General features: G+C 64.8%; 11 protein-coding genes. 3 read left to right on the top strand and 8 right to left on the bottom strand.

Features of this window, described 5'->3' with window-relative positions; genetic code table 11:
• The first annotated feature begins 338 nt into the window (after positions 1-338).
• Positions 339-1,490, top strand: coding sequence for an iron-containing alcohol dehydrogenase (locus tag MnOB_RS07200; protein WP_077523472.1), 1,152 nt, complete (start codon positions 339-341; stop codon positions 1,488-1,490).
• Positions 1,487-1,918, top strand: coding sequence for an acyl-CoA thioesterase (locus MnOB_RS07195; protein ID WP_077523470.1), 432 nt, complete (start codon positions 1,487-1,489; stop codon positions 1,916-1,918). Before MnOB_RS07200 ends, MnOB_RS07195 begins: the two co-directional genes overlap by 4 nt.
• A 351-nt stretch (positions 1,919-2,269) precedes the next feature.
• Here MnOB_RS07195 and MnOB_RS07190 read toward each other — a convergent pair whose 3' ends face one another.
• The 7 genes from MnOB_RS07190 to MnOB_RS07160 form a co-directional block, all read right to left on the bottom strand.
• Positions 2,270-3,868, bottom strand: coding sequence for an arylsulfatase (locus MnOB_RS07190; RefSeq protein ID WP_077523468.1), 1,599 nt, complete (start codon positions 3,866-3,868; stop codon positions 2,270-2,272).
• Between the two features lie 69 nt (positions 3,869-3,937).
• On the bottom strand, positions 3,938-4,378 hold the full coding sequence (locus MnOB_RS07185; protein ID WP_077523466.1) for an acyl-CoA thioesterase: 441 nt from the start codon (positions 4,376-4,378) through the stop codon (positions 3,938-3,940).
• Positions 4,379-4,381: 3 nt separating this feature from the next.
• Complete coding sequence (gene hisD, locus MnOB_RS07180) at positions 4,382-5,665, bottom strand: histidinol dehydrogenase (protein WP_077523464.1); 1,284 nt, start codon at positions 5,663-5,665, stop codon at positions 4,382-4,384.
• A gap of 58 nt (positions 5,666-5,723) precedes the next feature.
• Entirely contained in the window at positions 5,724-6,770 is a 1,047-nt protein-coding gene (locus MnOB_RS07175; RefSeq protein ID WP_077523462.1) for a LacI family DNA-binding transcriptional regulator, read from the bottom strand.
• A 242-nt stretch (positions 6,771-7,012) separates the two neighbouring features.
• Positions 7,013-7,969 (bottom strand): SphA family protein, encoded by a 957-nt coding sequence (locus tag MnOB_RS07170; RefSeq protein ID WP_234358207.1) that lies wholly within the window; start codon positions 7,967-7,969, stop codon positions 7,013-7,015.
• A 210-nt stretch (positions 7,970-8,179) separates the two neighbouring features.
• Positions 8,180-9,550 (bottom strand): DUF1329 domain-containing protein, encoded by a 1,371-nt coding sequence (locus MnOB_RS07165; protein WP_077523460.1) that lies wholly within the window; start codon positions 9,548-9,550, stop codon positions 8,180-8,182.
• A gap of 26 nt (positions 9,551-9,576) precedes the next feature.
• Complete coding sequence (locus MnOB_RS07160) at positions 9,577-11,409, bottom strand: DUF1302 domain-containing protein (protein ID WP_077523458.1); 1,833 nt, start codon at positions 11,407-11,409, stop codon at positions 9,577-9,579.
• Positions 11,410-11,785: 376 nt separating this feature from the next.
• On the opposite strand from MnOB_RS07160, the gene MnOB_RS29165 reads away from it, so the two are divergent.
• Complete coding sequence (locus MnOB_RS29165; RefSeq protein WP_234358206.1) at positions 11,786-14,296, top strand: LuxR C-terminal-related transcriptional regulator; 2,511 nt, start codon at positions 11,786-11,788, stop codon at positions 14,294-14,296.
• A 4-nt stretch (positions 14,297-14,300) separates the two neighbouring features.
• Here MnOB_RS29165 and MnOB_RS07145 read toward each other — a convergent pair whose 3' ends face one another.
• Positions 14,301-17,021 (bottom strand): winged helix-turn-helix domain-containing protein, encoded by a 2,721-nt coding sequence (locus MnOB_RS07145; protein WP_077523452.1) that lies wholly within the window; start codon positions 17,019-17,021, stop codon positions 14,301-14,303.
• Positions 17,022-17,093 lie beyond the last annotated feature (72 nt).

The raw sequence follows: 17,093 nt of genomic DNA, 5'->3' as shown, positions 1-17,093 counted from the left end.
AATGAATTCGCCCCTACAGGACTGTGCCGAAGGTGGGCCGAGAGTCACCCCTCGCCCTCTGGGAGAGGGGCCGGGGGTGAGGGTAGTTACCGGCTGGCACGGTGTCTGACCATTTCGCGAATAAATTCGCTCCCACAAAAGCGGGCAGGACTGCGTCCTGCTTGGCGATTGAAATCGCCCCTACAGAACTGTGCCGAGGGTGAGCCCGAGCGTCACCCCTCCCCATTTCGCGAATGAGCTCCTGCACGCCCACTCCTAAGTGGGGGGGACTGTCTCCGGTCATCCCACTAAGGTGCCCTGGCAGTTCCCAACTTCCCGAACCACTCGCGAGGCGTCCCATGCGCACCCTGGCGTTCAATACGACCAAATCCATCCTCATCGAATGCGGTGCTGCGCGCCGCCTGGCAGCCCCGATACGAAGCATGGGCTGCCAATCGGTACTCATCGTCACCGACCCCGGTGTCCTGAAAGCGGGCCTTCTGGACTCGGTGCTGCCCGAACTGGAGCGCGACGGGCTTCGGGTGGCGGTGTTTTCCGATGTCCAGGCCGACCCGCCCGAATCGGTGATCCTCGCAGCGGTAGAGGCGGCCAAGGCCAGCTCGGCGGACTGCGTGATCGGCTTCGGCGGCGGCAGCTCCCTGGATGCCGCCAAGCTGACCGCCTTGCTTGCCCGCAGTGGTGAATCCCTGGCCGAGTCCTATGGCATCAATGTGGCCAAGGGGCCGCGCCTGCCGCTGATCCTGGTGCCGACCACGGCAGGCACGGGGTCCGAGGTCACGGCGGTGTCGGTGGTGACCACTGGTGCCGGCGAAAAGAACGTGGTGATTTCGCCGCTGCTCCTGCCTGACCTCGCCGTGCTGGACGCCGAACTGACCCTCGGGCTGCCGGCCGCCGTCACCGCCGCCACCGGTATCGATGCGATGGTGCATGCCATCGAGTCCTATACCAGCCGGCACCTGAAGAACCCGATCTCCGATTGCCTGGCCCGCGAGGCCCTGCGCCTGCTCGCGACCAACCTGCATGAGGCCTGCCGCAACGGTGCCAACCTGGAGGCACGGGAAAACATGTTGCTGGGCGCCTGCCTCGCCGGCATGGCGTTCGCCAATGCACCGGTGGCGGCGGTCCATGCGCTGGCCTACCCGTTGGGCGCGCGCTTCCACATTCCCCATGGGTTGTCGAACTCGCTGGTGCTGGAGCCGGTGATCCGCTTCAACCTGGAAGCGGCCGCGCCGCTGTATGCAGAGCTGGCGGATATCGTCCTACCCGGTCTCAGTGGCGATGCGTCGGCGAAGGCCAATGCCCTGGCCGACTACCTGGGTGGCCTGGCCGGTGAGCTGAGCTTGCCCACGCGCCTGCGGGAACTGGGCATCAGCCAGGCCGATATCGACGACCTGACCCGCGATGCCACCCGGCAGACCCGCCTGCTCGGTAACAACCCTCGGGAGCTGGGCATCGATGACATCCGCGCCATTTACGAGAAGGTCCTATGAGTCACGCACGTCCTACCCGCAGCCAGTTCTCCCACTTCACCAGCATGCCCAGCCGTTGGGGCGACCATGATTCCTATGGTCACGTGAACAATGTGGTCTACCACTCCTACTACGAGTCGGCCGTCAGCCTTTTCCTGGTGGAGCAGGGGACGCTGGACATCGCCAGCAGCCCGGTCATCGGGTTGATTGTGGAGAACTGCTGCACCTACTTCTCGTCGATCAGCTTCCCGGACCGCATCACCATCGGCATGCGCATCGCGAAACTGGGCAACAGCAGCGCCCGCTACGAGCTGGCGCTGTTCCGCAACGACGAAGAGGAAGCCTCTGCGGCGGGGTACATCGTGTACGTCTATGTCGACCGGGCCAGCAACCAGTCGACGGCCATTCCTGAGCATGTGCGAGCGGCGTTGATGAAGTTGGTGGATTAGTTCGTATCGGTCTAGTGGCGCCATTCCATACACGCCTCCGAGCCTGCTGATACAACCCTCTCCCCCGGCCCCTCTCCCGCAGGCGGGAGAGGGGTGACTTCCGGGCCACCTTCGGCGCAATCCTGTGGGGCACAACCCCTGTAGGGGCGAATTCATTCGCCAAGCAGGACGCAGTCCTGCCTGCTTTTTTTGTAGGAGCGAATTCATTCGCGAAATGGCCAGGCATGGAGCTGGCCTGCACTTTCCCTCTCCCCCGGCCTCTCTCCCAGAGGGCGAGGGGTGACTCGCGCCGGTGAGGTCAGAACAAACCTGATGCCACCAGCGGCCTGAAATTTGGAACGGAGGCGCGTATCAGTGTCCCTTCTTCTGCCCCTGCAGGAAATCCTGCACCAGGTTCGAGCGGTCGAACGACTTGGCGGATTGCACCGGCGGATACTCGGCCAGGGTCTTCAGATGTGCGCCGATCAGCTCGCCCATCGGCCCGGAAATCCACGACGACTTCTGGATGAGGTGGCCGTAGGAATCCTTGCTGTCGTAGCTCTCGAACGGGTCGCTGCGCAGGTTGAACATCAGCGGCGCGAAGCGCGGCACGACCTGCGCGTAGTAATCCTCCTTGGTGGAGAAGTGCATTTTCCAAGGACCCATGCGCACGGCAGTCAGCTTGCTTTCGATGTAGTACAGCAGGCTGCTGCGCTTGCTCTCCGGCGATTTGCCGGTCCAGTAGTCGCGGTTGTCGATGCCGTCGATGTACTGCTTCTTCTCCTGCTTCATCCGCTCGACGACGTCCGGCATGCCGGCTGCTGCGGCGAAGCTGGTGAACATGTCCTGGTGCGCCTGGATACCGTTGAGGATCTGCCCCGGCTTCACCACGCCCGGCCAGCGCAGCATCGACGGTACGCGCACGCCGCCCTCGTAGGTGGTCATCTTCTCGCCACGGAAAGGTGTCGTCGCGCCGTGGGGCCACGAAGAGTGCTCCGGACCGTTGTCGGTGGAGTACCAGACGATGGTGTTGTCCTCCAGGCCGTTGTCCTTGAGGAACGCGAGCACCTGGCCGATGTCGTGGTCGTGCTGGAGCATGCCGCTGCCCTGGGTGTCGTCCTCGTGGGTGTACTTGGCGGCGGCATGGCGCCACTGCTCGTTGAGGTGGGTGTACAGGTGCATGCGGCTGGTGTTGAGCCAGACGAAGAAGGGTTTGTCTTCCTTCTGCGCCTTGCGCATGAAATCCAGCGCCATGGGGATCACTTCGGCGCCGTCGAAGTCTTCCATGCGCTGGGTCGTCAGAGGCCCGGTGTCTTCGATGGTCTGCTTGCCGACCGGCCCGAAACGCGGGTCCACGGTCGGGTCGTCCTTGTCGCTGGCGAAGGTATGCAGTACGCCACGGGTCTGGAATTTCTTCGCAAACGCTTCCGGGCCGCCGGGGTAGGCATTCGCGAAGTTCTGGTAGTCGGTGTACTCCCGCTGTTCCTCGGTGTTGAGGTGGTAGAGGTTGCCGAAGAACTCGTCGAAACCGTGCACCGTCGGCAGGTTGGGATTGTTGTCGCCCAGGTGGTTCTTGCCGAATTGGCCGGTGCGGTATCCGACGGATTTCAGCACTTCGGCCAGGCTCGGTGAAGCGGCCTGCAGGCCGAGCTTGTCGCCCGGCAGACCCACCGTGGTCAGGCCCGAACGGATCGGGTACTGGCCGGTGATGAAGGCCGCGCGGCCGGCGGTGCAGGAGGGCTGGCCGTAGTGATCGGTGAAGCGGACGCCCTGCATGCCGATGCTGTCGATGCTGGGCGTGGTGTAGCCCATGGTGCCCATGCCGTAGGCGCTGACGTTCTGCCAGCCGATGTCATCGCCCCAGATCACCAGGATGTTGGGTTTTTCCGGCTTGGCCTGCGCGAAGGGTGCGGCGAGCAGGGCGCAGGCCAGGCCCGCCAGGGCCAGCATTCGGCCGATGCGTTCGTTCATGGAGGGTCTCCTTGTCGTTGTACGTTGCGGAACCCTGGCACCGTAGGTGCGCAGGGTCTGGAGCCGGTTTCAGGACGCGACGTGGATGCTCTCCAGCGCGTGGCGCAGTTCCGCCGGCAGCGGTACCGGACGACGCGTCACCCGATCGACGTAGACGTGGAGGAAGTGGCCCTGGGCGGATGCCACCTCGTTGTCATTGGCGAACAGGCCGACCTCGTAGCGCACGCTGGAATTGCCCAGGTGCGCCACGCGCAAGCCGGCACGCACGATGTCGGGGAAAGCGATGGACGAGAAGTAGCTGCAGCCGGTTTCCACCACCAGGCCGACGGTGGGGCTCTCGACGAAGTCCAGCACTTTCTGCTCCAGCAGCCAGGCGTTCACCACAGTGTCGAACCAGCTGTAGTAGACGACGTTGTTGACGTGGGCGTAGACGTCGTTGTCCATCCAGCGCGTGGTGATGTCGCGGAAGTAGCGATAGGCGTTGCGGTTCTCGGGACTGGGTTTGCCCATGGCTCAGGCCTCCTGCTTCATGCGGCGCACGCGGATGTCCGCCTGCTCCTTGTGTCCGGACATGTGCTCGTAGCCGCAAAGGCGCGAGCAGTACTCGCCCACCATCACGCTCGCTTCATCGGTCAGCACGCGTTGGTAGGTGTGGGTCTTGATGAACTTGCCGACCCACAGCCCGCCCGTGTAACGACCCGCGCCCATGGTGGGCAGCGTGTGGTTGGTGCCGATCACCTTGTCGCCGTAGCTGACGTTGGTGCGGTGGCCGAGGAACAGCGCGCCGTAGCAGGTCATGCGGTCGTGGTACCAGGCCGGGTCCTTCGTCATCACCTGCACGTGCTCGGAGCACAGGCGCTCGGCCACTTCCAGGGCTTCTTCGTCGGTGTCGCACAGGTAGATCTCACCGTAGTCGCGCCAGGCCGCGCTGGCGACCGGCGCGGTGTCCAGGCGGGCAAGCACTCGCTCGATGGCGGCCGGCAGTTCTTCGGCAATCGTCCTGCTGGTGGTCACGCAGTAGGCGGGGGAGGTGGGACCGTGCTCGGCCTGACCCAGCAGGTCGACGGCCACCAGTTCGGCATCCACCGTGTCGTCGCAGATCACCATCGTCTCGGTGGGGCCGGCGAACAGGTCGATGCCAACGCGTCCGAAGAGCTGCCGCTTGGCCTCGGCCACGTAGGCATTGCCGGGGCCGACGATCATGTCGACGCCCTTGATGCTTTCGGTGCCGATGGCCATGGCCGCTACCGCCTGCACGCCGCCGAGGCAGTAGATTTCGTCGGCGCCGGCCAGGTGCATGGCCGCCACGATTTCAGGGCAGGGCTTGCCTTCGAAGGGGGGCGCGCTGGCGATCACGCGCTTGACGCCGGCCACCTTGGCGGTGAGCACGCTCATGTGCGCGCTGGCGATCAGCGGGTACTTGCCGCCGGGGATGTAGCAGCCCACCGAGTTGACCGGAATATTGCGATGGCCGAGCACCACGCCCGGCAACGTCTCCACCTCGACGTCGTGCATCGAGTCCTTCTGCACCTGGGCGAAGTTGCGGATTTGCGCCTGGGCGAAGCGGATGTCGTCCAGCGTCTGTTGCGGCAGGCTGGCGATGCAGGCGTCGATCTGCTCCTGGCTGAGCCTGAAGCTTTCCGGCGCCCACTGGTCGAATTTCGCCGAGTACTCGCGCACAGCGGTGTCGCCGCGTTGCTCGATGTCGGCGAGGATGCCTTCGACGGTGCTACGCACCTGCGCCTGGTTGCTGGCCTTGGCCTGGGCCGACTGGCCTTTCTTGAGTTGTTGGATCATGGGATTACCTGTTGTTGTGGATAGCCGCCCGCGCGGCAGGCGGGTGATTGGGGGCTTTCTAGGCGGTGGAGCGCAGCACCAGTCGCCCCGGAATTTCGCGCAGCGACTCGGCGACGCTGCCGCCCGGGCGGCCTTCGTCGAGCAGCCGGATGGCGCACTCGATCATTTCGCGCAGCGGCTGGTGCACGGTGGTCAGGGCGTTCTCCGGGTAGGCAGCGGCGCGGATATCGTCGAAGCCGACCACGGCCACATCCTCGGGAACGCGTAGGGCGGTGTTCATGCGCAGGTGGCTGAGCACGCCAAGGGCCATCAGGTCGTTGGCGCAGAACACCGCATCGATGGCGGGCTGGCCGGCCGCGAACAGCTGGGCCACCGCGTCGCGCGCGCCTTCGTAGCTGTATCCGCCCTGCACGCAGGCGACCAGGCGCTGGCCTTGTGCGGCCAGGCCACGCTCGAAGCCGAGCAGGCGGTCGGTGGTGGTGGAGACGTTCGGGTCGCCAGAGACGAAGGCACAGGCGCGGCGCCCGCTATTCACCAGGTACTCGGCGACCGCCGCCCCCATGCGCTGGTTGTCGCAGCACACCGACCAGACCGTCGGGTCGTCGACGCGGCGGTTCATGAACACCAGCGGCACGCCCTGGCGTCCGCACAGGTCCGACATATGCGAAGACAGGCGCGCCGCGGTTACCACGATGGCGTCGACCTGATACTGCAGCAGCTGTGGCATCAACTCGTCCGCGTCGCCGCCCGGCGGTACCACGAAGAGCAGGAGTTGCCGGCCGCTTTGCCGCAGTTGCAGGGAGAACTCTTCCAGTGCCGCGGGGTAGAAGGGGTTGGTCATGTCGCCCATCACCAGCGCGACGATGCCGGTACGCCGCCGGTTCAGCGACCGTGCGATGGCATTGGGCCGATAGCCCGCTTCGTCGGCTATGGCGAGGATGCGCTGGCGAACGTCAGCTGAGATGCGCGACTGCGGGTCGAAGGCGCGGGTGACGGTAGAGGTGGCCACCCCGATGCGTTTCGCCAGGTCCTTGGCCGTTATTCGCCCGCCTGCCGGAGCGGAGCGCTGGACGGGGGATTCCGGAGGGAAAGTGTTGCGCGCCATCTGCAATGCCTCAGCTACTGTGCAAACGTGTGCACATGTGAGTTGAATGCTACCGGCGCGGTGTGAAGGTGAACCCGCCCCAATGGAGGGGGGCGTTCGAAAAAGGGCCAAGGGATTCGGTCGTAGGGTGGGTCACGCTTCATCGACCCACCAGCGAGGCTGGATGGGGCATCGGATGGTGGATGTAAAAAGCGACATCCACCCTACGCGTGCGCGAAACCCAATGTTCGCGGGTGAGGCAGCTACTCGCCGGACAACGGAATGTCGAGGGTCAGCCAGAGGTTCCAGCCCTCCGCGCGATTGCGCGCGTCGAATTCGTGGTAGCCCTTGAGATTGGTGTACCAGAGGTCCTTGCCCACCTTGAAGAAGTGGCCGACCTGCGGGCCAACGGCACTGACCTGGGACTTGAAGTCCCCCAGCACCGCGCCGCTGCCGGAATCGCCCGTTACCTGGTGATAGACGTAGCCGACGAGGCCCAGATGGGTGCTGTCGGTGACGAAGTGCGATGCGCTCCAGTCCAGGTGGGCGTCGATGCCGTTCTGGTAGTCGAGGTCGCTGTTCTCCCAGTTGTAGGTCAGGCCCGTCGCCACGGAGAACTCGTTGCGCTTGTCGAAGTAGGTGTAGCCGCCGCCAGCATCCAGCGCGGCATGGCCAAGGCCGATGTTGACCAGGCGATCGGGGTCGTAGGCGCCAACCGGCAGGTTGCCCATCCCGTACACCATGAAATTGTGCACGCCATGGTTCCACTTCAACGTTCCCAGGCCGTAGAGGTCGCTGGCACCTTTCAGGCTGTCGCTCACCTGGGTGGAGAGTGTGCGGCCGCGCGGGCCGGTAAGGGTGGATTCGACATCGACTTCCGAACGCGCCACGGCTGCCAGCACGGTGATGGCAGCCTGGCCGCCCAGGACCGGGTCGGCGAAGGTGTAGGTCGGCCCGCCGAACAGCAGGTCGGCCTTGGCATCCACGCCGGCGGCGATCCGGCCTCGTCCACCCCGAGGCAGGGGCTCGCTTGCGCCGATGTCCGCATCGACGTGCAAGTAGATCAGCGGGAAGCTCCAGCCCGGCGCGGTGGGTACTGCCGCCAGGGCGCCGAACTGGCCGGGAAGCCAGAAACTGATCCCGCCTTCATCGGCCGATGTCATGGCGGACGGCAGCCCGGCGAGCAAAGTCAGGAGTATTGCGGCCGCTGGCTTGTGCAATTGGGTTTCCTCGCTCGCTTTCCTGGTTGTGCCAACAATGGTAGGCGCTCTGGTCCGTGAGGCCAGTAGAGCGAATCCTGCACGGCGGCTCGTCCCCTCCTATTGGGTGGGGAGGATCGATCTCGGCTGACCAGCGGATAGCCTCTTCCCGGCCAAGGTCCGGACAAAGAAAAGCCCCCGGCCATTACTGGCCGGGGGCGGGGCAGGGCGTCAGCGAACGCCGGCGTTGCGCAGGGCGGCCGGGGTGAAGTCGTTCATGCGGGTCTGCTTGCCGTACATCGGCGCATGGCTGGCTTCGTTGGTCATCGCCAGGACGTTGTAGCGGCCGGCGATCAGGTCATAGATGCCCATCATGGCGTAGCCCGTGGCACCGCGCTCATAGTCCTGGACCGTGTAGCCTTCACCGACACGCCAGAGCTGGCCGCGACCGTCGTAGTGGTCCACCTCGGCGAGCTGCCAGGTGTCCTCGTCGAAGTACATGTCACGGGTGGCATAGATGTGGCGCTCGCCCGGTTTCAGCGTGGCCTTCACGTGCCAGACACGGTGCAACTCGTAGCGGGTCAGGTCCTGGTTGATGTGGCCGGGCTTGATGATGTCGGTGTACTTCACCTCGGGCGACCACAGCTTGTAGTTGTTGTAGGGGATGTAGATCTCCTTCTTGCCGATCAGCTTCCAGTCGTAGCGATCCGGCGCGCCGTTCATCAGGTCGGTGTTATCGGCGGTGCGCATGCCGTCGGCGCCCGAGCCGGGACCGTCGTAGGCGATTTGCGGTGCACGACGCACGCGGCGCTGGCCGGCGTTGTAGACCCAGGCCAGGCGCGGTTCCTTCACTTGGTCGATGGTTTCGTGGATCAGCACCACGTTGCCCGCCAGGCGGGAAGGCGCGGTGATCTGCTGTTTGTAGAAATAGAGGAGGTTGGCGGCCTGTTGCGGGTCGATGCCCTCCATGTTCTGCGGGTAGCTCAGCTCGTCATCGTATTCGACGATGGAGTAGCTGCCGTTGACCTGAGGGGCGGCCTGGGCGGCCTGGCGCAGCATGTTGCCGCCGCGATAGCGGTTGGTGTGGTTCCAGTACACCTCCACACCGCTCTTCGGAATCGGGAAGGGGTAGTAACGGATTTCGGCGAAGTTGCGCAGGCCGTTGCCGCCATCGGTCAGCTCGGTGGTGACCGCGCTCTTCTTGGCGACCGCGTAGATGTCCTCCGGTGCAGCCGCCGTGCGCTCGCTCTTGTAGACCGGGATGCGGTAGCTGTCGGCGTAGCGCTTGAACATCGCCAGCTGGCCGGGGGTCAGCTTGTCCTTGTACTGCTCGGCGTTGGCTGCGGTGATGGTGAACAGCGGCTTCTCGTCCTTGAACGGATTGCCGAGGAAGCCCTTGGCGTCGACCGGAGCCGCGCCGGGTTTGAGGCCGCCGGTCCAGGCCGGAATGCTGCCGTCGGCATTGCCTTCCTTCTGGGCGCCCAGCGGGGTCAGTGTGCTGCCGAGTTGATCCGCTTCCTGGGGCGAGACCGCAGCGATCACGCTGGTGGCCAGCAACGACAGGGTCAGTGCGCCGGTGCGCAACATAGAGATAGTGTTCATGCTTTTGTTCCTCTGCCAGTCTTGCGTCAGAAGTTCAGGCCAAAGCTGAGCGCGACGTAGTCGCGGTCGACGTTGGTGTTGAAGTCGCCACCGAAGAAGTCGGTGTAACTCAGGCTCGCGGTGTAGGTGTTCAGGTAGTCGGCATCCAGGCCGAGGCTGATGGCCTTGGAACCTTCCTCGAAGTTCGGCCCGAAGCCGTCCACGTCATGGGACCAGGCCAGGTTCGGGGAGAGGTTGATGCCGGCGATCACGTTCGGGTAATCGAGCTTGGCGCGCACGCGGTAGCCCCAGGAGCTGCTGGTGTAGAAGCCGTGGCTATTGCATTCCTGCGCGGGGTTGCTGGCAGCGGGCGTGCCTATGCCGGTGCCTCGGCAGGCGGCCAGTCCGGCTGCGCCCGGCAGGATGCCGGAGCCGTAGGCGGGGCTGCGACCGAAGCGCAGGTCGGTGCCATCGCTGTCTCCCAGGCCGTTGATGTGGTTGTAACCGACCTCGCCCACCAGTGTCAGGCGGCTGGCGCCCATGATCTGGTCGAAGAACTGGGTGGCGGTCAGCTGCGCCTGGACCACCGGCATGCGCTTGTAGCCATTGATGTCGGTGCCGGCGACTGCCGCCGAAGCGGGCGGAATGAAACCGGTGGTGATCAGCGGAGAGGTGGCGGTGTTGAGGGTGCCATTGAGCAGGTCGGCGGTATTGAGCTGCAGCGGCATGTTCGGGCGGTAGCTGACTTCGCCGCCCAGGGACACACCTTCCAGGTTGGTCTGGAAGCTCAGGCCATAAAGGCGAATGTCTTCCGGGTAATCGACGAAGTAGCGGGCATTGCGCGGTACGTTCAGGGCGCTCGGCGGGTTGCCCGCACCGGTGGTGCGCACGGTGCTGAGGTAGGGGCTGCGGCTGTGATAGTTCATGGCGTAGGCGCCGAACTCGGTGTCGTTCAGCTCCGGCACGAACCAGCGCAGGGCGATACCGTACTGGCCGCTGTCACCCGGCTCGTTGTCGGGCACGCGCGGGATGAAGATGTTGGTGTTGGCGTCCGGGGCACCCAGGTTGTCGGAGACACCGGGAGCCAGGTCGAGGCCGGATACCACCAGGCGGTCGTTGCAGCCCTTGGGTACGCCGTCGTTGCCGAAGAAGGTGCCGCAGTTGTCGAGCACCGAGTTGTCCCATTCCAGCTGGTAGAAAGCCTCGGCGGTGAGGTTCTCGGTCAGGCCCTGGGAGACGTACAGCATGTTCACCGGGATCAGGCCTTCCTTGATCTCGGCACCCGGACGACGCAGCGCAGCGACGTCGATGGGGTTGATGCTGTTGATCGAGTTGCCGATGAAGGTGCTTTCGCCCCAGCTCACCACCTGCTTGCCGAAGCGCACGTTACCGGCCAGGTCGCCCAGGTTGTAGTTGTGGTAGACGAAGGCATCGAGGAACTCGGCGCCGGAAGCCTTGGCGAAATCGTCGCGGCCGCTGTCGTCGATGTCGTAGAACAGGCGGTGCTCGTCCTTCAGTTCGAAGTCGTACCAGTACTTGCCACGTACGAATACGCCGCTGTCACCGTATTTCAGCTCCAGGTCATGCACGCCCTTGAAGATCTTCGAGAAGGTCTCGCCTTTCTTGAAGTTCAGGCGGTTGTCGTCGACGGTGCGCGAGGACGATTCGCCGCGCTTGCCCATGGAGTTGAAGTTGGAAATCAGCGACGGGTCAGCGCCGCGTACGGCCCAGCTGGCGCCGATCGACAGGGACGAATCGAACTGGCCCTTGATCTCCCCGATATTGAAATCAATGGCGCAAGCCTGGGTGCTTGCTCCTATGGCGACGGCTGCAGCCAGCAGACTTGGCTGAAATACTCCGCGCTTTGTTTTTCTTGTCATGCGGTTCACCAGATTCGGATGAAGTGGAGGCCTCATGCTAGGTGGCGGAACCGGGGCGTTGAATTGCCTGATCAGGTAGTTTCGCGCATTACCCGAAAGCATAATCCGGCCGCTTTCGGCCTGCTGCTCAAGGGGCGTCGAGGGGGATTCCAGTGATTGTCGGACGAGGCATGTTGCTGAAGGTAACAGTACCCCCTGTGGCCCCTGTGGCACGCGGTTTCCGAGTGGGGGAGGGAGATGGGGTAGGGCGAAAATACCTCGAATGACGGATGGGTGAGACGTGCTCCGCGCGCGAATATGCGAGCCCTGATCTTCCAGTTCGCCCGGTTTCGGTTTCCGGTGTGGATTGATCCGTCACTCAACTTCGGGAGGTTCCGTGACCCAGCCCCTTTCCATGATGGTTCAGGACGCAAGCATGGCTCCGGATGGCTCCGAAAACAGTTCCATGGGTCTGCCCAGGCCGCCTTCGGCGCATCTGCCGCGGGAGCGCTTGCAGGCGGTGTTGTTGGCCCGCCCCCAGCGTCTGCGTCTGCTCTGCGCGCCAGCGGGATATGGCAAGACGGTGCTGCTGAACGAGTGCCTGCGCTTGCGGCCAGCGGGAGTCCGTTGCTTGTGGCTGGACTTCGTCGGACAGCCCCTGGCCCTGGCTGACTTCTGCCAACGCCTGGCTGCGGGTCTCGGCCTCGCCCCCTCGGTCAATCGCGACGCCGACGCTCTGCTGGCGATGCTGGAGCGCAGCGAGGAAACCTGGTGGTTAGCGTTCGACGACTTCCCGGCTGACGCCTGTGCGCAGGTGAATGCCTGGATAGACCGGCTGCTGCGTTCGCAAGCGCGGGTACAGCTCTGGGTCGGTTGCCGGCAGAGGCCGCAATGGAAACTGGCGCGCTTGCTCCTGGACGGCGAATTGGTCGAGCTGGGCGCCGGGCAGCTGGCGTTCTGCCGCGAGGAACTCGACGAGGTGGTGGAACGCATCGATCCACTGGCGACCGAAAGCACCCTGGCCGAACTGTGGCGCCAGACCCAGGGCTGGTGCGCCGGGGTCCGCCTGCTGCTGAACATCCCCGGACGAAACGATCGGCCCGGCGGCCTGTGGATGCGCGAGTACCTGGTAGGCGAGCTGCTGGCGCGCCTGTCCGATGATGAGCGCACGCTGTTGTTGGGAGCTGCCCATCTGCCGCGCGTGTCGGTGGAGTTCTGCAGCCACCTCTGGCCGGAGCTGGATGCGGGATTCGTCCTGCGGCGCCTGCTGCAGTCCGAATCCTTCTTCCTGCCGGTGGGCAAGGATGCGCAGTGGTATCGGTTGTTGCCGGCGGTGGCGGTGGCCCTGCAGGGCGAACTCGGCGCAAGCGAGCTCAATCGGCTGCGCCTGGATGCCTGCCGCCTGCTGTGCGCGGAAGGCTTCACCGACGAAGCCATCGAACTGGCGCTCAGCGCCAACCAGGCGGAGGTCGCGGCCTGCCTGATGGAGCGGCTGACGCTGGACTGGATGATCAGCGAAAGGCATCTGCACACCTGGCTCGACTGGCGTGCGCGCCTGCCGTCGCGACTGCTGGAGAGCACGCCGAACCTGATCTACCTGAATGCGCGTGCGCTGCTCAGCAGCTGGCGGCTGGACGAGGCGCAGGCCTGCATTGCACATCTGGCCTCGATCTCGCCGCAGCCAAAAGCACGCGTCAACGTGCGCATTCTCGCCAACTGGCAAGCTCTGCAGGGCACCCTCCACGGCCTCACCGGCAATGCGACGCAGGCCCGCGAGCATTGCGAGTCGGCGCTGCAACACCTGGAGCTGCGCGACTGGCAGTCGTCCTTCCTCTGCTACTCGACCCTGGCGCGGGTCTCTATGGCCGACGGCGAGCCGGAACAGGCGCGCAAGCTGCTGGAAAGCTCCCTGGAGCTGGCGCGGCGCCAGGGCTGCCTGGCCAGCGAGGTGCTGATCAATGCCGATCGTATTCGCCAGATGATTCTCAGCGGCGAACTGGAACTGGCCGAGTCGCTGCTCCAGGAGTGCTTCACCCTGGTGGTGGCCGACGGGGGCGCTCACGACCTGCTGCTGGGCCGCCTCTTGCTATTGCGCGGCGAGCTGTACCTGCTGCGGGGCAATCTGGATATCAGCGAAAGTGCTTTGCTCTCCGGCCTGGAACGCGGCAGGGAAAGTGCTGATCCCTATGTGCTGCACGCCCTCATCGGATTGTCGGAAGTGGCAGCCTGCCGAGGCGATCTCGATCAGGCCCGACTGCATCTGCGTGGCGCAGAACGGCACATGCAGCGTGCCCGCGTCAGTGACTCCTGCTACCGGGGGGTGATCGAGTACCAGCACCTTCGGCTGTTGGCGCGGGAAGGCGCGTGGGATGCCATGCTGCCGCGCGCCCAGCTGGCATGCACCGATACCCGTGGGCTACCTCCGCTGCACGCGCCGTCCTTGCCACAGCGGATGCAGATGATGCTGGCGCTCGCGGAGCTGGGCTGCGGCAGACTGGATGACGCTACAGAACGGCTGCAGACGCTCCTGATCACCTGCGAGCGCTTGCGTTTCCGAGGCCTGATGCCTGAGCTGCTGGCGGCACTTGCACGCATAGAGCGAAAGCAGGGTGTCGCCAATCCGGGACAGCTACCGGCGCTGGCGTCTACCAGCCTGCTGGTGGCGTGGAAGCACCAGGATGCCGCGCCGACGCGGCTCAAGACCGGCAATCGCGACGAACTGACGTCGCGGGAGTTCTCGGTATTGCAACTGGTGGCCCAGGGGCTCTCCAACCAGGAAATCAGTGAGCGGTTGTTCATCTCGCTGAACACCGTCAAGGCTCATACCGTGAACATCAATCACAAGCTCGGGGTCAAGCGCCGCACCCAGGCGGTGATGCGGGCCAAGTCCATGGGCATGCTGGCCTGAGCCGCTAGTCCAGCAGGCCGCGCGCGCGGGCGATGGCGATCGCCTCGGTGCGGCCCTGGGCGCCGAGCTTGGCGCTGATATTGCGCAGGTGGGTCTTCACCGTGTGCTCCGACAGATGCATCTGGTCCGCAATGGCCCGATTGCGATTGCCGGCTGCCAGCAGACGGATCACCTGCAGCTCGCGGGCGGTCAGCTGCTGCTCGGGATCACCTGGCTCGTTGTGCTCGCTCGTGGCTCCCTGCGCGCCGATGCGCTGCAGCAGATCGGCAAGGAACTCGGGCTTGATATCCAGGCTGCTGCACAAGGCCTGAAAGGCCACGGCCCAGCGCTCCAGCAGTTTCACCAGCATCGGCCCTTCTTCAAGGAAGGTGCGCAGGAAGCCCTCATGGCTGGCCAGGCGCAGGGCTGGAGTGAGGGCGTCCAGCGCCTGCTTCTGCCTGCCCATGCCTGCCAGGGCCATGGCATGCAGCAGGCGCAATTTGAGTCCCCGGCGGCGCTGCTGTCGGCTGTCGGCCACTTCGATGGCGCTGCGCAGTTCGGCGGCAGCCTGTTGGTGTTCGCCACGGGCGATGGCCAGGCGCTGGCGGGCGATGAACGGTGTGTCCGAATCACAGGCGAAGGTGAGGTGTTCGGGACGTTCCCATTTGCCGGACAGTGCGACGGACGTCATCGCCTGGGCGGCGATATCCAGGCGACCTTCCAGGGTGGCGACACGCGCCCGCTCCAGCCAGGCACTGCAAAGAATTCGCATGGACCCGCTGCGGCGCCCCAATTGCTCCAGATCTGCCAGATGGCGCAGCCAGGCTTCCCGATTGCCGTTGTGCAGGGCAATACGAGCGAGCAACACCCGGTGTGCGATCAGGGCGTCGGGACCGCCGAGATCGAGGACGTTCTGCGGAATTTCGCTGAGGATGTTCCAGGCCTTTGCCAGCGCATCCTCTTCGTAGAGCACCAGGGCGTGGAGAATATCCAGCGTCGCCTTGCCGCCTACCCATTTGCCCTTCAGACCGGGGGGCTGGCTCGCACTGGAGGCTTCCAGGCGGGCCAGCGCACTGGTGCGATGGCCGAGTGTGAGTTCGAGTGAACATTCGATAAACACCGCGATGCCATCCACCAGCGCCGAGCGCTCCTGTGGCGCCTGTTGGGTGATGCGGATCAGCACTTCCCTGGCTTCATCGTAGCGGCCCGTCGCGATCAGGCAGAACGCCAGGGGAGTGGCCACGATGCCGTATTGCAGCATGTGGTCGGGCGAGACGTGTTCGATCTGGGCCTGGGCAGCGCTGATGGCAGCGTCGAGCTGGTCGGTGAAGGACAGCAGCAGGCAGCGGATGGAGTCCGTCTCCCGGCTGGAGGGCGTGCGCTCGACCATTTGCATGGCGTCCCGGTAACGATGATCCAGCACCAGGAGCCAGGAATGCGTCAGGATCAGTCGCGGACGGCCATCCAGCGACTCGACGGGAATCTGTTCGAACCAGCGCAACAGCAGACGTAGTCGACCCGCATCCACCAGGTCGTCCAGGTGCCGTTCCAGTTGCGCCACTGCTTCGTGGGTGGCACCTGCGCGCAGCAGATGTTCGATGGCCGACTCCGGCCGCTTCTGCGCCAGAAACCAGTGGGCGGCTGCCCGGTGCAGCGCTTCTGCCTGGCCGGGAAGCTGGCGCGCCAGGGCGCCCCGCAGGAACCCGGAAAACAGACGGTGATAGCGGAACCACTGGTGCTGCTCGTCCGTGGGCTGGATGAACAGATTGGCGCGCAACAGCTGTTCGATCAGCTGGCGGCTGTCCAGCCTTCCGGTGATGGCGTCGCAAAGGGGGGCAGAGAACCGATCGAGAATGCTGGTCTGGAGCAGAAACAGGCGGACCTCATCGCTCTGACTGGCGAGTATGTCTTCGGCCAGGTACTCGGCCAACTCCTGGTTGCTGCCCGAGAAGGCACGGACCACCTCGCCGGCGCTGCGGCCGCGCAGCGAAAGGGTGGCGAGGAACAGGCCGGTGATCCATCCCTCCGTGCTGTCCTGGAGTCTGGCGATGTCGGCGTCGCTGACCGGCATCTCACAGCGCTCCCGAATGAAGGCGACCGTTTCTTCAAGGCTGAAGCGCAGGGCGTCGGTGTCGATTTCCAGCACCTGACCCTGGATGCGCATCCGGCCGAGTCCGAGATCGGGATTGACCCGCGAAGCGATGACCAGCCGCCCATTGGACGGCAGGGCTGACAGCAGTTGCTGGATGAAGGCGAATGCCTGGGGCGAATCGAGGAATTCGAAATCGTCCAGCAGGATGGCGAATGGATGCTTGAACCCGCCCACATGCCGCAGCAGGGCCTGGCAATCGCCCTGGTCCTGCTGGTCGACCGGGAGGCCATCGAGGGTCTCGAATGCGGTCTGGAGGTGGGCGGCCAGGCGTCTCGGGTCGTTATCTGCACGGTCGAGGTTGAGCCAGAGCACTTGCCGCCCACCCTCGATGCAACGCTCACGGTATTGCCGCAACAAGGTGGTCTTGCCGAAGCCCGCGGCCGCTCTAACCAGGATCAGGCGGGTGTCGTCGCTGCGTTCCATGCGTTGCAGCAGGGCGTCGCGGACCAGCAGACCCGACGACGTTCCCTGGGCCAGGAACTTCTCCGCACGGATATCGAGGCGCGCGGCCTCCATCTCCTTGACGCTCTCCGACGGTTTGGTGCCCGTCGGTACGAGGCTTAGGCGGGCTATCAGGTCCGGGCGATTGGGCATGGTTCCCTCTGCGATTGGGGCCGTCTGTTCCGGCGACCTCGGGTTGTTCTTATCCCGCGCAATATTGCCACG

This window comes from Metapseudomonas resinovorans (assembly GCF_002003485.1).
GTDB lineage: Bacteria > Pseudomonadota > Gammaproteobacteria > Pseudomonadales > Pseudomonadaceae > Metapseudomonas > Metapseudomonas resinovorans_D.
Note: the sequence above shows the minus strand (reverse complement) of the source record. Positions and strands in the feature narration are given on the sequence as shown.

Coding starts and splice junctions, on each gene's coding strand:
- MnOB_RS07200 (WP_077523472.1), top strand. CDS start 339: ATGCGCACCCTGGCGTTCAATACGACCAAATCCATCCTCATCGAATGC.
- MnOB_RS07195 (WP_077523470.1), top strand. CDS start 1,487: ATGAGTCACGCACGTCCTACCCGCAGCCAGTTCTCCCACTTCACCAGC.
- MnOB_RS07190 (WP_077523468.1), bottom strand. CDS start 3,868: ATGAACGAACGCATCGGCCGAATGCTGGCCCTGGCGGGCCTGGCCTGC.
- MnOB_RS07185 (WP_077523466.1), bottom strand. CDS start 4,378: ATGGGCAAACCCAGTCCCGAGAACCGCAACGCCTATCGCTACTTCCGC.
- hisD (WP_077523464.1), bottom strand. CDS start 5,665: ATGATCCAACAACTCAAGAAAGGCCAGTCGGCCCAGGCCAAGGCCAGC.
- MnOB_RS07175 (WP_077523462.1), bottom strand. CDS start 6,770: ATGGCGCGCAACACTTTCCCTCCGGAATCCCCCGTCCAGCGCTCCGCT.
- MnOB_RS07165 (WP_077523460.1), bottom strand. CDS start 9,550: ATGAACACTATCTCTATGTTGCGCACCGGCGCACTGACCCTGTCGTTG.
- MnOB_RS07160 (WP_077523458.1), bottom strand. CDS start 11,409: ATGACAAGAAAAACAAAGCGCGGAGTATTTCAGCCAAGTCTGCTGGCT.
- MnOB_RS07145 (WP_077523452.1), bottom strand. CDS start 17,021: ATGCCCAATCGCCCGGACCTGATAGCCCGCCTAAGCCTCGTACCGACG.